Raw genomic sequence first — 15,735 nt, forward strand, 5'->3', positions numbered from 1 at the left:
TTCGTTGCGATCAGCGACCGAACAGGCGCAGCCCCTCCACGTAGGTGCTGAAGCGCGCGCTGTTGTCGCTGGGGTCGGCGTCGGCCGAGGTCGAGCCTGCGCTGGCGCCGATCACGATCTGGCGGTCGGCCGGCAGCGGCCGCGTCGCCAGGCTCAGGCGGAACGCGGCGCTGGCGCCCGGTGCCAGGTCGGCGCCGCTGCGGCACTGGAAGCGCGCGCTGCGCAGGCCGTGGTTCTGCCGCACGCACTGCCAGCCGCGCGGCGGCACCAGCGCGGTGAGCGCCGACAGGGTGCTGCCGTCGATCTCCAGGCTGGCGCCCTGCACCGGCGCGTTGCCGTGGTTGCGCACGTCGATGCGGTAGTCGGCGAAGAAGGCCAGGAACGGCAGGGTGGCCGGGCCGTCGATCGACACCGCCAGGTCGCCGGCCGGGCGCGCCTGCACCGCCACCGTGGCGCTGCCGCCGTTGTCGCCGGGGTTGGGATCCTCGGTCTGCGAGGCCACCGACGCGGCCAGGCTCAGGCTGCGCCCGACCAGGGCGGTGCCGGCCGGCACCGCCACCTCGAAGCGCGGCGTGGTGCCGGCGGCGAACTGTGCGGTGCTGCAGGTGACCACGGTCTGCGCGGCCACGTCCGGCGCGGCGCAGTCCCAGCCCGGGGCGGCGGTCACGCTCGGGGTCACCGCCGCGTCCAGGGCGAAGGCGACCGCAGCGGCGCGCGCCGCGTCCGGGCCGGCATTGGCCAGTCCCACGCTGTAGCGGATGGTGTCGCCGGCATAGACCGATGCGTTGGCGGCGCTCACGCGCAGGCTCAGGTCGGCGCGTTCCAGCGGCTTGAGCTTGATCAGCACCACCGCCGGGTCGTGGTCGGACAGCCGTGCCGGCGAGTTGGCGTCGTTGCGCGCCACGGCCGGGAAGTCGGCGTTGAGCCGCGCGTGGGCTTCGCTGAGGCCGGCGATCTGCGCCGAGCGCATCAGCGCGCGGTTGGCCAGGATGTGGTCCAGCGACTGCACGTTGCCGTCGTAGGCGTAGGAGTAGCTCTGGTCCGGCGTCGACAGCAGGGTCAGGTTGTACAGCGCCGGATCGACCAGGGTGGCGCCGTCGCCGCCGACCACGGTCTGCGCGTCGGGCGCCGGCAGGCCGGTGATGGTGCCCATCGCATCGACGTAGCCGTCGTTGAACTCGAAGGCGTTGAAGTCGCCCATCACCAGCAACTGCTCGGTGGGATCGGCGGTCTGGCGCGCCTGCAGCAGGTTCGCCAGGAACACCGCCTGCGCCTGGCGCTTGGCGCGGATGCGCTGGCCGCTGGCGTCGTCGGTCTCGGCGCCGTTGAGCGAGCGCTGGTGCACCTCGACCACGGTCAGCGGCAGCGCGCGGCCGTCGGCGAAATGCACCACCGCCTTCAGCAGCAGCGGCGGGCGGTCGTTGAGCAGGCTCACGGTGCCGCTGGGCTCGGTCCAGGTGGCGGCCTTGCCTTCCTGGCTCACCGAGACCACCTCGACGCGGGCGAGGCCGGCGCCGATCTGCGCGGTCTTGACCAGGAAGCCGACGTCGATGCCGCCGACGTCGTTGCCTTCCTGCAGGTAGGCCACGTACTGCGGATCGGGCTGGCCGGCGGCCACCGCGTCGCGGTTGACGCGGTCGGCCAGGGTCTGCAGCACGCTCAGGTTCTCGATCTCCACCGTGCCGAGGATGTCGGGGGTGTTGAGGTAGTTGCGGATCGCCAGCGAGGCCTTGTTGAGGCGGGCCTGGTAGGCGGCCGCGGTCAGCACCGGTTCGCCGATCGCCGGATCGTTCTGGTCGTCGAAGAAGCGCTCCATGTTGTAGGTGGCGATGTTGACGTCGTCGGCCTGCGGCGCCGGGGCCGGCCTGGGCTGGTCGGCGCCGTTGCACTGCACGCTGGGCGCGGTTTCCGGGTAGATCGTGTAGCGGCGGAAGCTGTAGTCCAGCGGGCCGCTGACGCCGAGCACGGTGCAGCCGGAAGCCACGTCGATGCGCTCGCCGCCGAGGCCGGCGCTGCCGACCGCGATCACCTGCGGGCTGGTGTTCCAGCGCGGCACATCGCTTGGCGAGCCGGCCGGCAGCGCGTCGGGCTGCTGCACGCCGGCGCTGCGCCAGGCGCGCGGCAGGCCGGTGACCACGGCATGGAACACGCCGTTGCTGGTCGCGCTGGCGTTGGTCTCGTTGACATTGCCCAGGGTCGGGGTGTTGACGGTCAGGCTGGGCACGGTGACGCGCATGCCTTCCAGGCGCTCGAGCTGGTCGTAGGCGCCGTTCGGGTCGGGGAAGCGGGTGGTCAGTTCGACCGCGGCCGGCAACGGATTGCCGGTGGACTGCAGCAGCACCGTCGGCGAGCTCAGTTCGGTCAGCGGCGGCTGGCTGGGGTCAGTGCTGGGCACGTACTCGACCACCGTGGCCTGCACCCGCACCGCGTTGCCCACCGCGGCCTCGGCCGGCGGCGCGCTGCCGGTGTAGACGTAGATGCCCTCGGAGGTGAGCGGATCGGCGTCGGCCTGGGCGTCGGGCGTCTGCAGGAAGAAGCCGGCACTGCGCCGCGCGGTGACGATGCCGCTGGTGGCGACCACCTGGCCCACCAGCGGCGAGCGCGCGCCGCTGCCCTGGATGCTGTGGATCGGCACCAGGTTGAAGTCGTCGTTGAGGATCACCCCGCTGGCGGTCAGCGTGGACGGCAGCGCGCCGCTGACCCCGCTGATGTCCAGGTAGAAGGTCTCGTCGGGTTCGTTGCTGGTGTCGCCGTTGACCAGCACGCGCACCTCGGCGCTGCTCTCGCCGGCCGGGATGGTCACCTGGGTGGCGGCCAGCGCCTGGTAATCGCTGCCGGCGCTGGCGGTGCCGTCGCGGGTGGCGGCGGTGAAGCTCACGCCGGCGCTGCCGGCCGGCTGGCTCAGCGTCACGGTGAACACGAACGCGGTGCTGCCGCTGTCGCCTTCGGCGCGGCTGACGTTGGCCACGCTGGCCACCGGCAGGTTGCCGCCGCCGCACAGGCTGACCGCCGCGGCGCTGTTGCGCGGGGTCGGCGCGCCGGTGGCGAAGTCGGCATTGTTGTTGTCGCTGTCGGTGCAGCCGCCGTTGCCGCGCAGCACCGCCAGGGTGTTGCTGGGCGCAGCGGTCGGGGCGCTGCCTTCGGCGCAGCTGGCGCTGCTGCCGTAGCCGACGAAGTCGGCGTTGCCGGCCGGGCAGGCGCCGCTCAGTGCGGCGCTGCCCTTGCTCAGCGCGATCTTGCCGGCGGTGCCGCTCATGGCGATGGTGCCGGTGGCGTCGGGCGTGGGCAGCGCGGTGCTGCCGCCGCTGCCGTCGGCCTGCTTGACCAGGTAGTAGCCGCCGGGCGCGATGCTGCCGCTCAGCGGGGTGACCTGCCAGCTGCTGCCGGCGGCCGAGGCGTACTGCACCGACCAGCCGGCCAGGCTCACCGCCTCGCTGCCGTTGTTGTGCAATTCGACGAAATCGCTCTTGTAGGTGGCGCCGCTGTTGCCGCCACCGCCATAGACCTGGCTGATGACCACCTGCGCCTGGGCGTACCCGGCACACCCCAACGCGCACGACAACACTGCAGCTCGAAGCAGCATGGCTCGCATGAACAAGATCTCCCCAATCCTTGAAGACGTGGACGAAGAGTGGCTAACGAAACGTCGCGAGCAGTCGCCAGGTGGGTGCGGACGGCGCGGAGGAACCGCAGTGTACGAGTGGTACACGAGGATTCCGAGCACCGTCCGCGCCACGCCTGGTGGCTGCGCAGTCGTTCTGTTAGCCGCTCTTACGCAGATGAACCGACGACGCCCCCCAGGCGCCGCCGACGATTGTGCCGGAGTTTGACAAGCTGCGCTGACCAATGTGTGACATTCGTCGCTGCGGTACCCTTGCCGGCCCGGAACGCCCACGCCGCCCATGCCCGTCGAACAGAACCAGCGCCCGCTCGAAGCCGGCATCCATACCGACCTGGAAGGCCGACTGACCTATGGCGGCTACCTGCGCCTGGACCGGCTGCTGTCGGCGCAGCAGCCGCTGTCCAATCCGCCGCACCACGACGAACTGCTGTTCATCGTCCAGCACCAGACCTCCGAGCTGTGGCTGAAGCTGCTGGCGCACGAACTGGGCGCGGCGATCGCGCACCTGCAGCGCGACGAGGTGTGGCAGTGCCGCAAGGTGCTGGCGCGCAGCAAGCAGGTGCTGCGCCTGCTGACCGAGCAGTGGTCGGTGCTGGAGACCCTGACCCCGTCGGAGTACATGGGGTTTCGCGACGTGCTGGGTCCGTCCTCCGGGTTCCAGTCGCTGCAGTACCGCACCATCGAATTCATGCTCGGCAACAAGAACGCGCAGATGCTGCCGGTGTTCGACCACGACCCGCAGGGCCAGGCGGCGCTGCAGGCGGTGCTGGAGGCGCCCAGCCTGTACGAGGAGTTCCTGCGCTACCTGGCCCGCTTCGGCCACGCGGTGCCGGCGCCGTACCGCGCCCGCGACTGGCGCCAGCCGCACGTCAGCGACCCGCTGCTGCGCCCGGTGTTCGAGCGCATCTACGAGAACACCGACCGCTACTGGCGCGAATATGCGCTGTGCGAGGACCTGGTGGACCTGGAGACCCAGTTCCAGCTGTGGCGCTTCCGCCACATGCGCACGGTGATGCGGGTGATCGGCTTCAAGCGCGGCACCGGCGGCTCCAGCGGCGTCGGCTTCCTGCAGCAGGCGCTGGCGCTGACCTTCTTCCCGGAACTGTTCGAGGTGCGGACCTCGGTGGGGCTGGAAAGCCGGGACCCGGGACTCGGGCCCCGGGACCCGGGTGGGGCGTCGCAAGCGCCGTAGCGGAGCGCGCTGGCAGGCACCGCTCGGCCTTGCTGCGCTGCGTTGTTATCGGAGGCGTTCGTCTTCCGCGTGGACGCGGGCTTACCGCATGCGCACATCGCCTTCTTGCCCGGAATCCCTGGTGCTTGAGGTCCCGCTTTTCCGGGTCCCGGGCCCCGGGTCCCGAGTCCCGGCCCGTCCACGCATTTGACGCCACGCCGTCCCTCGGTGATCCTCGCGCGTTGCCCGGCCTGGCCGGACGCACCGCCCCAGCCCATCTGAATACGCAAGGGAACACCGCATGAGCGTTGACGTCGTCGCGTCGAACCACCCCGCCTCACCGCAGCCGCCGTCAGCGCAACCGCCCGAATTCAAGACCCTGCTGGGCCATCCGCGCCCGCTGTGGATGCTGTTCATGACCGAGTTCTGGGAGCGCTTCGCGTTCTACGGCATTCGCTGGGCGCTGGTGCTGTACATCGTGGCGCAGTTCCATGGCGGCCAGGGCACGGGCCAGGCCTCGGCCAGCGCCACCTACGGCGCGTACCTGGCGCTGGTGTACGCGGCGGCGATCTTCGGCGGCTATATCGCCGACCGGGTGCTCGGCTACCAGCGCTCGATCCTGGTCGGCGCCGCGGTCATGTCCACCGGCCTGTTCCTGATCTCCGTGCCCAACCCGCAGATCTTCGAGCTGGGCCTGGCCACCGTGGTGGTCGGCAACGGCCTGTTCAAGCCCAACATCTCGACCATGGTCGGCAAGCTGTACAGCGCCGCCGATCCGCGCCGCGACAGCGGGTTCACCATCTTCTACATGGGCATCAATCTGGGCGCGATGATCGCGCCGTGGCTGACCCAGCAGCTGGCCGAGAAGGTGTTCGGCACCGAAGCGATGCCGTCCTACAAGATGGTGTTCATCGCGTCGGGCTTCGGCATGCTGATCAGCCTGGTGTGGTTCTGGTTCGGCCGCCGCCAGCTCAAGGGCATCGGCGCGCCGTTGCCGGGCGGCGCAGGCAACATGCGCGTGATCTATGTGCTGCTGGGCATGCTGGTGGCGATCCCGGCGGTGTACCTGGCGCTGGCCGCCGGCGCCGAAGTGCTGCAGTGGATCCTCAGCACCATGTTCGTGGCGCTGGCGATCATGCTGCTGGTGGAGGGCATCCGCAACGGCAAGGTGGCGCGCGACAAGGTCATCGCGATGCTGATCATCTTCGCCTTCAACGTGCTGTTCTGGATGTTCTTCGAACAGGCCGGCAGTTCCTTCACCTTCCTCGCCGACGAGATCGTCAACCGCCAGTTCGGCGACTGGACCTTCCCGACCGCGTGGTTCCAGTCGGTCAACTCGCTGGCGATCATCACCCTGGCGCCGGTCATCGCCTGGATCTGGGTCAAGGCCGGCCGCTTCAATCCGTCGATCTCGCGCAAGTTCGCGCTGGGCCTGATGTTCAACGGCCTGGCCTTCCTGCTGCTGATGTTCGCGCTGTCGAGCCTGGTCAACGACGCCGGCAAGATCCCGTTCTGGACGCTGTTCATGGTCTACGTCATCCAGTCGGTGGGTGAGCTGTGCCTGTCGCCGATCGGGCTGTCGATGGTGACCAAGCTGGCGCCGGTGCGCCTGGTCGGCTTCGGCATGGGCGGCTGGTTCCTGTCCACCGGCATCGGCAACAACCTGTCCGGCATCTTCGCCAGCCATGTCAGCGGCGAAGGCGGCATGACCGTGGCTTCCGCGCTGGGCGGGTATACCTTCGGCTTCTGGGCGTTGCTGGGCGCCGGCGTGGTGCTGTTCCTGATCGCGCCGCTGATCAGCAAGCTGATGCATGGTGTGAAGTGAGGACGTGCCAATGACGATGAACAAGACGATGTGCGCCGCCCTGGCGGCGGTGCTGGCCCTGGGCGGTTGCAGCCAGACGGCGCCGCCTGAAGCGCAGGCGCCGGCCAAGCCGCTGGATACCTCGGTGCAGAAGCCGCCGGTGGCCGATCCGAACCAGCCGGTGGCCTCGGGCAATACCCCGGCGGCCGCCGACATCGCCGCGGCCAAGGCGCTGGGCGCGCAGTTCGACCCGCAGCGCAACCCGGCCGACGACCTGGAGACCGCCATGGTCGAGGCCAAGCGCGGCGGCAAGCGCATCCTGCTCGACGTGGGCAACGAGGCGTGCGACTGGTGCCACACCCTGGACACCTTCATCGAGGGCGATGCGGAACTGCGCAGCTTCCGCGATGGGAACTTCGTCTGGGTCAAGGTCAACGTCAGCGACGCCAACAAGAACGAGGCGTTCATGGCGCAGTACCCGAAGATCGTCGACTTCCCGCACCTGCTGGTGCTCGACGCCGACGGCAAGCTGCTGCATTCGCAGGTGGTCGGCGACCTGCAGAAGGGCAAGGGCTACGATCGCAAGAAGTTCTCGGACTTCCTCAAGCAGTGGGCGCCGCCCAAGCCCTGAGCCGCGGCGCCTGGTTTTTTTCGTAGGAGCGGCTTCAGCCGCGACGGCGCGTTACTGGGAACGCCCGGTCGCGGCTGAAGCCGCTCCTACGGTGTTTATAAGGCCCCGCTTTGCGGGGCACCGGCGCCTCAGCGCCCGGTCATGCTCGGCAGGCCCTCGGCCGCCAGGCGGTCGATCAGCCGGTTCAGCAGCCGCTGCTCGTCCTCGCTGAAGGGGGCCAGCAGGCGCCGTTCGCACTCCAGCACCATCGGCGCCACCACCTGGTACACCTCCACCCCGGCCGGGGTCAGGTGCAGCACCGAGCGGCGGCGGTCGTCGCCATGGGTCTCGCGCTGGATGAACCCGCGCTCCAGCTGCCGCGCCACCGCCCGGCTCACCGCCACCTTGTCCATCGCGGTGCGCTCGGAGACCTCGCCGGCCGACAGGCCCGGATACAGCGCCAGCACCGCCATCACCCGCCATTCGGTCACCGCCATGCCGTAGCGCTCGCCGTAGACGCGGGCGATGTTGCTGCTGATGCGGTTGGACAGCACGCTGATCCGGTACGGCAGGAACCGTTCCAGATCCAGGGAGGGCGGCTCGGGCGTCGGGGCGGGCGTGGCGATCGTCATGCTGCATTGCACCTTGCTGGTGGTTTCACTTGTAACTACAACGGAGGATACTACGGCCATTCTCGCGAGTCTGGCGTCCGTCCGCACCCGAAATTTCGGCCCGGCCGCCGCACCCCGTCCTCCAGGAGACGCGTCATGAGTGCACAACCGCAACATCCGTCGCAGCCTGCCAACCTCGGCATGCAGGTCACCACCTTCGAGAACCCGATGGGTATCGACGGTTTCGAGTTCGTGGAATTCGCCGCGCCGGCCGGGCAGGGCGAGCAGTTGCATGCGTACTTCCGCAGCATGGGCTTTACGGCGGTGCTGCGCCATCGCCAGCGCGCGATCACCGTGTACCGCCAGGGCGGGGTCAATTTCCTGGTCAACGAGGAACCGGATTCCTTCGCCGCCGATTTCGCCGCCGCGCACGGCCCCTGCGCCTGCGGTTTCGCGATCCGCTTCCGGCACCCGGCCGACGAGGTCTTCGCCAAGGTGCTGGAGAACGGCGGCGAAGCCATCGCCGACAAGGCCGACACCCGCGCGGTGCAGGCGCCGGTGGTCAAGGGCATCGGCGACTGCATGCTGTACCTGGTCGACCGGTATGGCGAGAAGGGCTCGGTGTATGCAGATTTCGAGCCGGTGCCCGGCGCCGAGCAGCATCCGGCCGGGTTCGGCCTGACCTTCATCGACCACCTGACCCACAACCTGTATTTCGGCAACATGCAGCGCTGGTCGGATTACTACGAGCGCCTGTTCAACTTCCGCGAGATCCGCTACTTCGACATCAAGGGCGCCAAGACCGGGCTGGTGTCCAAGGCGATGACCGCGCCGGACGGCGTGGTGCGCATCCCGCTCAACGAATCGTCCGATCCCAAGAGCCAGATCAACGAGTACCTGGACGCCTACCGCGGCGAAGGCATCCAGCACATCGCCTGCTTCACCGACGACATCTACGAGACCGTCGAACGCATGCGCGCGGCCGGCGTCGCGTTCCTGGACACGCCGGACACCTATTTCGAGGTGATCGACCAGCGCATTCCCAACCACGGCGAGGACGTGCCGCGGCTGGCGCGCAACAAGATCCTGATCGACGCCGACCCGGAGACCAAGCAGCGCAAGCTGCTGCAGATCTTCACCCAGAACTGCATCGGCCCGATCTTCTTCGAGATCATCCAGCGCAAGGGCAACGAAGGCTTCGGCGAAGGCAACTTCAAGGCGCTGTTCGAGAGCATCGAGCGCGATCAGATGAAGCGCGGCGTGCTCTGAGGGCGGAAGGCGGCGAGCGGGGGGCTGACGGCCAAGGTGCTCGAAGCCGGCGGATGCTGACAGCGCATCGCGGAGACTTCCGACAGCCGTTCTAGCCCCTCTCCCTCCGGGAGAGGGGTTGGGGTGAGGGCAGGCTTGTGCAATGACGTCCAAGCCGCCCTTGCCCACCACGACATTGGAGCACGCGCGTGATCTGCGCACTGGCATGACCGATGCGGAGCGCCTGCTCTGGTCCCACCTGCGCAGCGGGCGTTTGTTGGGATTGAAATTCCGCAGGCAGCATCCGCTGCCGCCGTATGTAGTGGATTTCTATTGCGACGCGAGAGCGATGGTGATCGAACTGGATGGTTCTCAGCACACGCTCGCCGTCGATGCGGTGCGTACGCGCTACCTCCAATCGCGAGGGATGCGGGTACTACGTTTCTGGAACAACGATGTGCTGAAGCGGCCGGATGCGGTACTTGCGCACATCGTCGCGGTCGCCGGCGGTCTTACCCTCACCCCAACCCCTCTCCCGGTGGGAGAGGGGCTTCAAGCAGAAGAGCCCTCGTCATGAACATCCAACCCAACGGCTACATGTCCGGCTTCGGCAACGAATTCGCCACCGAGGCGGTGCCCGGTGCGTTGCCGATCGGGCAGAACTCGCCGCAGCGCGTCGCCCACGGGCTGTATGCCGAGCAATTGTCGGGCACCGCGTTCACCGCGCCGCGTGGCGTCAACCGGCGCAGTTGGCTGTACCGCATCCGCCCGGCGGTGGTGCATGGCGGCTTCGTCGCCTACGACCGCGCGGCCGCGTTCCACAACGATTTCCAGCGCGGCCCGGTGCCGCCGGATCAGTTGCGCTGGAGCCCGTTGCCGCTGCCGGAGGCGCCGGTGGACTTCGTCGATGGTCTGTATGCGATGGCCGGCAACGGCTCGGCCGAGGCCCAGCATGGCGTGGCGGTGCACCTGTACGCGGCCAACGTCTCGATGCAGGGCCGCTTCTTCTACGATGCGGATGCGGAACTGTTGATCGTGCCGCAGCTCGGCCGGCTGCGCCTGTGCACCGAGCTGGGCACGCTGGAGCTGGCGCCGCAAGAGATCGCGGTGATCCCGCGTGGCGTGCGCTTCCGCGTCGAGCTGCCCGACGGCCCTGCGCGCGGATACGTGTGCGAGAACTTCGGCGGCCTGCTGCGGTTGCCGGACCTGGGGCCGATCGGCGCCAACGGCCTGGCCAACCCGCGCGACTTCCTGACCCCGGTGGCCGCCTACGAGGAAGGCGAGGGCGACTTCGAACTGATCGCCAAGTTCCAGGGCCATCTGTGGCGCGCGTCGATCGGGCATTCGCCGCTGGACGTGGTCGCCTGGCACGGCAACTACGCCCCGTACAAGTACGACCTGCGCCGTTTCAACACCATCGGCTCGATCAGCTTCGACCATCCCGATCCGAGCATCTTCACCGTGCTGACCGCGCCCAGCGATACGCCCGGCACCGCCAACATGGATTTCGCGATCTTTCCGCCGCGCTGGCTGGTGGCGCAGCACACCTTCCGGCCGCCGTGGTTCCACCGCAACGTGGCCAGCGAGTTCATGGGCCTGGTGCACGGCGTCTACGATGCCAAGGCCGACGGCTTCGCCCCGGGCGGCGCGTCGCTGCACAACTGCATGAGCGGGCACGGCCCGGACGCGGCCACCTTCGACAAGGCCTCGCAGGCCGATCTGTCGCGGCCGGACGTCATCGCCGACACCATGGCCTTCATGTTCGAGACGCGCGCGGTGCTGCGCCCGACCGCGCAGGCGCTGGATGCCGCGCATCGTCAGCGCGACTACCAGCAGTGCTGGCAGGGCCTGCGCCGGCAGTTCCGCGTGCCCTGAGCGGGCGTCGGCGCAGCTGCGCTGTTCAGGCTGCTCAGGCCACTGCCGAGTCTGCTGCTGCCGCGGATGCGGCCGCTGCGCTCAGGCGGCCTCCGCCGCCGCGGTCAGCGCGCCGTGCAGCGATGCCGGCAGGATCTCCAGCACGCGCTCGCGGATGCGCTGCGCGTAGCGCTCGGAGGTCATCTCCGGCATCGTGCGCAGCGCCAGCGCGATCGCGCACAGGGTGTCCTGTTCCTCGCGCGCGGCGCGCAATTGCTGCTGCAGTGCCGGCGAGGCCGGATGCCGCTGCAGTTGCAGCAGGTCCAGCAGATACATGCGCGCATTGAGCAACGCGCGCCGCGGCTCCGTCGATGATGGCGGCGCGCTTGTCGCCACCGGCGTGGCGGCGCTGCTGCGGCCATCGTCCAGGTAGCCCTGCTGCAGCAGGCCCTGCACGATCGCATCGGCACCGCGGCCGCCCAGCGTGGTCAGTTCCTCGACACTGCGCTGGCCGTCGGCCAGGATCAGCACGCGTCGCTGGCGCATGTCCAGCGGCGCATCGTGCGATTGCAGTGCCGCAAGGGCGAGGGCGGTCTTGCGCGGGTGCATGGCGGCGGGGTCGGTAGGCGCGCAGCGTCGCGCAGCGCGGTGAAATGCCGATGACAGGCGCGATGCGCTGGCATGTCCGTGTCGACAGCCGCCTTGCCATCGGCGCGGTCGAGCGCTGGTCCGCCGTGCGCCGCCGCGCGTGCTAGGCGGCGCGTCGCCGCCACCGTGCCGTGCAGTGCGAGGGCATGCACGCTAGCCTATGCGCTGGTCCAGCGAGGAACTGCGATGAAGCCGATTCAACCAGGCGTGGCGGTATTGCTGCTCGCGCTCGCCGCCTGCGACCGGCAGCCGCCATCGCCGCCGGCCGCGCCTCCTGCGCCATCGGCGCCCGCCGCTCCCGCCGCCGCGGCCGACGATGGGGCCTTGCCGCCGCCGGAGATCGACCAGCCCGACGGCGACGTGCCGCCCGCACAGGCCCCGGCCTCGGCGTTGCCGCCGGAGCTGGCGGCGGGCGACCGGCAACTGGCGCGCATCGACGGCTACGGCGACCTGCGCCTGGGCATGAGCGCGGCGCAGGCACGTGCGGCCTGGGGCGGCGAACTCGACGGCCAGCCCAGCGCCGGCAGCAGCTGCTACGTGCTGCGTCCGCGCTGGGCCAAGGGCAACCGCCAGTTCGGCCTGATGGTCGAAGACGACGCGCTGGTGCGTTACGACGTGCGCACCGCCAAGGAAACCGCGCCCGGCGGCGGCAAGGTCGGCATGGACCTGGCGCAACTGCGCGCGCTGTATGCCGGCCGGCTGGAGGAACAGCCGCACAAGTACGTCGAAGGCGCGAAGGTGCTGCGCGTGCGCGGCGAGTCCGGCCAGCCCGGCGTGCTGGTGTTCGAGACCGACGCCGCCGGCAAGGCCGTCGCCTGGCGCGTCGGCCTGCCGCCGCAGGTGGATTACGTGGAGGGTTGTGGCTGAAGGGCGGGGATTGGGGAGTCGGGATTGGGGATTCGTAAAAGCGGCGCTATCGAGCGCTTGAGGCACAGCGGATCACGCCAGCCCTAACGCCGTACGGATGCCCGCTTTTGCGAATCCCGAATCCCTAATGCCGAATCCCTGCCGCAGCAAGCTGCCGCCGCTCGCGCCGGCGTGCGCGGCGGGCGTACCAGCGTTCGCGCAGGCAGGAGAAGATCACGTACAGCGCCGGGGTGCTGAGCAGGGTCAGGCTCTGCGAGATCAGCAGGCCGCCGATCATCGCGATGCCGAGCGGGCGGCGCAGTTCCGAGCCTTCGCCCAGGCCCACGGCCAGCGGCACCGCGGCCAGGATCGCCACCATCGTGGTCATCATGATCGGGCGGAAGCGCACGATGCAGGCCTCGCGCGCGGCCTCCAGCGGGGTCTTGCCGTGCTCGCGTTCGGCGACCAGGGCGAAGTCGATCATCATGATCGCGTTCTTCTTGACGATGCCGATCAGCAGCACCAGTGCGATCATCGAGATCACCGACAGTTCGGTACCGGTGACCCACAGCGCCAGCAGCGCGCCCATGCCGGCGGCCGGCAGCGTGGAGAGGATGGTCACCGGGTGCACCAGGCTCTCGTAGAGCATGCCCAGCACGATGTAGACCACCACGATCGCGGCCAGCACCAGCACCAGCATCGAGTTCGGCTGCAGCTGCACGCCGAAGCCGCCGCCGTCGGCGATGCGGATGTCGCCGGGCATGCGCAGCCCGGCCACGGTGGCGGCGATGATCGCATCGCCCTCGCCGGTGCTCACGCCAGGGGCCAGGTTGTAGCTCAGGTCCATGGTCGTGTACTGGTTCATGTGGGTGATCTGCGACGGCGCCAGGCCCGGCACCTGGTGGGCGACCGCGGTCAGCGGGATCATCGTGCCGTTGCGGGTGGGCACGTAGATGCGGTTCAGCGCCGCCGGCGTGGCGGTCTGGTCCGGCAGCGCGTTGACCACCACGCTGTACTGGTTGAGGTCGGAGTAGATGGTGGAGATCTGGCGCTGGCCGAACGCGCCGTACAGCGCGCCGTCGATGGCGCCGATCGACACGCCCAGGCGCGCGGCCAGAGCGCGGTCGATGACGATGTTCTGGCGCAGGCCGGCGTTGTCCACGTCGGTGCCGACATCGCGCAGCTTGGGGTTCTGCTTCAGCGCGGCCTGCAGTTTCGGCAGCCACTCCTGCAGCTGCGCGTTGTCGTTGCCCTGCAGCGAGACGCGGTACTGCGCGCCCTGGCTGGTGCCGCCGCCGCCGTCGCTGGGCAGGTCCTGGATCGCGCGCAGGCGCAGCTGCAGGTCGGGGTAGCGGTCGGCCTTGGCGCTGAGCCGCGCCAGGACCTCGGCGGTGGTGTCGGTGCGGCCTTCGTCGCGGCGCTTGAGTTCGATGTTGAAGCTGGCGCTGGAGCCCTGGCGGCTGCTGCCCAGGCGCGCGCCGACGATCTTCACCGCCGGGTCGGACATCAGCATGTCGGTGATGCGGCGCTGGCGGCTGACCATGTCGGCGAAGGACACGGTGGCGCTGGAGGTGGCGCGTCCCCAGATCAGGCCGGTGTCCTGCGCCGGGAACGAGCCCTTCTTGACCGCGCCGGCCAGGAACACCGTGGCCACGATCAGCAGCAGCGGAGTCAGTGCCAGCAGCAGCGCGTGGCGCAACGAGAAGTCCAGGGCCACGGTGTACACGCGCAGCATGCGTTCGTGCATGCGCTCCAGCCAGGCGCCGAAGCGGCCGGGGCGTTCCGGCTCGGCGTGCGCGGACAGGAAGCGGCTGCACAGCGCCGGGGTGAGCGTGAGCGAGACCACCGCCGAGACGCAGATCGCCGCCACCAGGGTGACGGTGAACTCGCGGAAGAACACCCCGATCATGCCGCTGGCGAACAGGATCGGAATGAACACCGCCACCAGCGAGGCGGTGATCGAGACGATGGTGAAGCCGATCTCGCGCGCACCGGCCAGCGCCGCATCCAGCCGCGACATGCCTTCGTCGAGGTGGCGCATGATGTTCTCGATGACCACGATCGCATCGTCGACGACGAAGCCGATCGCGATCACCAGCGCCAGCAGGCTCAGGTTGTTGAGGGTGAAGCCCATCACGTGCATCGCCAGCGCCGCGCCGGCCAGCGACAGCGGCACGGTGGCCGCGGCGATCAGCGTGGGCGCCAGCCGGCGCAAGAACAGCGCCATGGTCAGCACCACCATCGCCAGGCTGATCATCAGCGTGGCCTGCACCTCGTTGAGCGAGGCGCGGATGGTCGGGGTGCGGTCGAAGTACGCCGTCATCCTGGTGCCCGGCTGCAGGTAGGTGCGCAGCATCGGGATCTCGGCCTTGACCCGGTCCACCGTCTCCACGATGTTGGCGCCGGCACGGGTGAACACGTACATCACCACCGCCGGCTTGCCGCCGAACCAGGCCGCCTGGTAGGCGTCCTGCTGGCCGTCGTAGACGTTGGCGATGTCGCGCAGGCGCACCGTGCGGCCCTGCTGCTGGCTGATCACCACCTGGCCGAAGTCGGCGGCCTTGGCCACCGCGTCGTTGGCGACGATGGCGGTGGTGGTGGTGCCGTCGCTGAGGAAGCCGGTGGGCGAGGTGACGTTGGCCGCGCGCACCGCATTGCGCAGGTCGTCCGGGGTCAGGCCCATGGCATTGAGCGCGCGCAGGTTCACGTCCACCCGCACCGCCGGGGTGGAGGCGCCGCCGATGTCCACCGAGGACACGCCGCTGATCTGGCGCAGGCGCTGCGCCAGCAGCGAATCGGCGACGTTGTACAGCTCGTCGGCCGATTGCGTGTCCGAGGTCAGGGCAATGGCGATGACCGGGTCGTCGTTGGGATTGGCCTTCTGGTAGCGCGGCGTGGCCAGGCCGGAGGGCAGGTCGGCCTGCGCGGCGTTGATCGCGCTCTCCACGTCCTGTGCCGCCGAGTCGATGTTGCGGTTGCTCTGGAACACCATGAACACCTGGCTGTTCCCCTCCGAACTGGAGGAACGCATGGTGTCGATGCCGGGCACCTGGCCCAGGTGCCGTTCCAGCGGCGCGGTGACCGTGGACGCCATGGTCGCGGCGTCGGCGCCGGCCTGGCTGGCCTGCACGAAGATCACCGGGATCGAGATGTTCGGCAGCGCCGCCACGCCCAGGCGCAGGTAGCACATCATGCCGATCACGAACAGGCCGATGGCCAGCAGCGCGGTGCCGATGGGACGGCGGATGAAGGGCGCGGAGATGTTCATGGGGCCGGGACCAGGAGAGCCGGGACCCGGGACTCGGGACACGGGACCCGTGC

The 15,735-nt window shown here is 69.5% G+C and carries 11 protein-coding genes and 1 other RNA gene; 7 read left to right on the forward strand and 5 right to left on the reverse strand.

What is annotated here, in order from left to right; genetic code table 11:
* Positions 1–10: 10 nt before the first annotated feature.
* Both NUG21_RS03245 and NUG21_RS03250 read right to left on the reverse strand, forming a co-directional pair.
* Positions 11–3,592, reverse strand: a complete 3,582-nt coding sequence (locus tag NUG21_RS03245; protein ID WP_263392268.1) for a lamin tail domain-containing protein — start codon at positions 3,590–3,592, stop codon at positions 11–13.
* 41 nt (positions 3,593–3,633) lie between these two features.
* Positions 3,634–3,709: non-coding RNA, sX9 sRNA (locus NUG21_RS03250), on the reverse strand.
* A gap of 193 nt (positions 3,710–3,902) precedes the next feature.
* Here NUG21_RS03250 and NUG21_RS03255 point away from each other — a divergent pair.
* The 3 genes from NUG21_RS03255 (at position 3,903) to NUG21_RS03265 (ending at position 7,228) form a co-directional block, all read left to right on the forward strand.
* Entirely contained in the window at positions 3,903–4,814 is a 912-nt protein-coding gene (locus tag NUG21_RS03255) for a tryptophan 2,3-dioxygenase (protein WP_263392269.1), read from the forward strand.
* Between the two features lie 280 nt (positions 4,815–5,094).
* Positions 5,095–6,618 carry a peptide MFS transporter gene (locus NUG21_RS03260; RefSeq protein ID WP_160945604.1) on the forward strand — a complete coding sequence of 508 codons (1,524 nt, stop codon included), beginning with the start codon at positions 5,095–5,097 and terminating at the stop codon, positions 6,616–6,618.
* Between the two features lie 10 nt (positions 6,619–6,628).
* Positions 6,629–7,228, forward strand: coding sequence for a thioredoxin fold domain-containing protein (locus NUG21_RS03265; RefSeq protein ID WP_242081868.1), 600 nt, complete (start codon positions 6,629–6,631; stop codon positions 7,226–7,228).
* A gap of 128 nt (positions 7,229–7,356) precedes the next feature.
* Here NUG21_RS03265 and NUG21_RS03270 read toward each other — a convergent pair whose 3' ends face one another.
* Positions 7,357–7,839 (reverse strand): MarR family winged helix-turn-helix transcriptional regulator, encoded by a 483-nt coding sequence (locus tag NUG21_RS03270; RefSeq protein ID WP_160945602.1) that lies wholly within the window; start codon positions 7,837–7,839, stop codon positions 7,357–7,359.
* A 180-nt stretch (positions 7,840–8,019) separates the two neighbouring features.
* On the opposite strand from NUG21_RS03270, the gene hppD reads away from it, so the two are divergent.
* The 3 genes from hppD (at position 8,020) to hmgA (ending at position 10,941) form a co-directional block, all read left to right on the forward strand.
* The gene (gene hppD / locus NUG21_RS03275; protein ID WP_019796374.1) at positions 8,020–9,087 is read left to right on the forward strand and encodes a 4-hydroxyphenylpyruvate dioxygenase; all 1,068 of its coding nucleotides are present in this window, start codon (positions 8,020–8,022) and stop codon (positions 9,085–9,087) included.
* A gap of 142 nt (positions 9,088–9,229) precedes the next feature.
* Positions 9,230–9,643, forward strand: coding sequence for an endonuclease domain-containing protein (locus NUG21_RS03280; protein WP_263392270.1), 414 nt, complete (start codon positions 9,230–9,232; stop codon positions 9,641–9,643).
* Positions 9,640–10,941, forward strand: coding sequence for a homogentisate 1,2-dioxygenase (hmgA, locus tag NUG21_RS03285; RefSeq protein WP_263392271.1), 1,302 nt, complete (start codon positions 9,640–9,642; stop codon positions 10,939–10,941). The genes NUG21_RS03280 and hmgA overlap by 4 nt, the downstream gene beginning before the upstream one ends.
* 81 nt (positions 10,942–11,022) lie before the next feature.
* On the opposite strand, the gene NUG21_RS03290 is transcribed toward hmgA, so the two are convergent.
* On the reverse strand, positions 11,023–11,529 hold the full coding sequence (locus tag NUG21_RS03290) for a hypothetical protein (protein WP_263392272.1): 507 nt from the start codon (positions 11,527–11,529) through the stop codon (positions 11,023–11,025).
* Between the two features lie 225 nt (positions 11,530–11,754).
* Between NUG21_RS03290 and NUG21_RS03295 the strand changes: the two genes are divergently transcribed.
* On the forward strand, positions 11,755–12,435 hold the full coding sequence (locus NUG21_RS03295) for a lectin (protein WP_263392273.1): 681 nt from the start codon (positions 11,755–11,757) through the stop codon (positions 12,433–12,435).
* Between the two features lie 124 nt (positions 12,436–12,559).
* On the opposite strand, the gene NUG21_RS03300 is transcribed toward NUG21_RS03295, so the two are convergent.
* Positions 12,560–15,682, reverse strand: coding sequence for an efflux RND transporter permease subunit (locus tag NUG21_RS03300; protein WP_263392274.1), 3,123 nt, complete (start codon positions 15,680–15,682; stop codon positions 12,560–12,562).
* Positions 15,683–15,735: the final 53 nt, after the last annotated feature.

It is taken from the genome of Xanthomonas sp. CFBP 8445 (assembly GCF_025666235.1).
GTDB lineage: Bacteria > Pseudomonadota > Gammaproteobacteria > Xanthomonadales > Xanthomonadaceae > Xanthomonas_A > Xanthomonas_A indica.

Excerpts from the sequence above, each read along its gene's own strand:
- NUG21_RS03245 (WP_263392268.1), bottom strand. The coding sequence starts at position 3,592 with ATGCGAGCCATGCTGCTTCGAGCTGCAGTGTTGTCGTGCGCGTTGGGG.
- NUG21_RS03255 (WP_263392269.1), top strand. The coding sequence starts at position 3,903 with ATGCCCGTCGAACAGAACCAGCGCCCGCTCGAAGCCGGCATCCATACC.
- NUG21_RS03260 (WP_160945604.1), top strand. The coding sequence starts at position 5,095 with ATGAGCGTTGACGTCGTCGCGTCGAACCACCCCGCCTCACCGCAGCCG.
- NUG21_RS03265 (WP_242081868.1), top strand. The coding sequence starts at position 6,629 with ATGACGATGAACAAGACGATGTGCGCCGCCCTGGCGGCGGTGCTGGCC.
- NUG21_RS03270 (WP_160945602.1), bottom strand. The coding sequence starts at position 7,839 with ATGACGATCGCCACGCCCGCCCCGACGCCCGAGCCGCCCTCCCTGGAT.
- hppD (WP_019796374.1), top strand. The coding sequence starts at position 8,020 with ATGCAGGTCACCACCTTCGAGAACCCGATGGGTATCGACGGTTTCGAG.
- NUG21_RS03280 (WP_263392270.1), top strand. The coding sequence starts at position 9,230 with ATGACGTCCAAGCCGCCCTTGCCCACCACGACATTGGAGCACGCGCGT.
- hmgA (WP_263392271.1), top strand. The coding sequence starts at position 9,640 with ATGAACATCCAACCCAACGGCTACATGTCCGGCTTCGGCAACGAATTC.
- NUG21_RS03290 (WP_263392272.1), bottom strand. The coding sequence starts at position 11,529 with ATGCACCCGCGCAAGACCGCCCTCGCCCTTGCGGCACTGCAATCGCAC.
- NUG21_RS03295 (WP_263392273.1), top strand. The coding sequence starts at position 11,755 with ATGAAGCCGATTCAACCAGGCGTGGCGGTATTGCTGCTCGCGCTCGCC.
- NUG21_RS03300 (WP_263392274.1), bottom strand. The coding sequence starts at position 15,682 with ATGAACATCTCCGCGCCCTTCATCCGCCGTCCCATCGGCACCGCGCTG.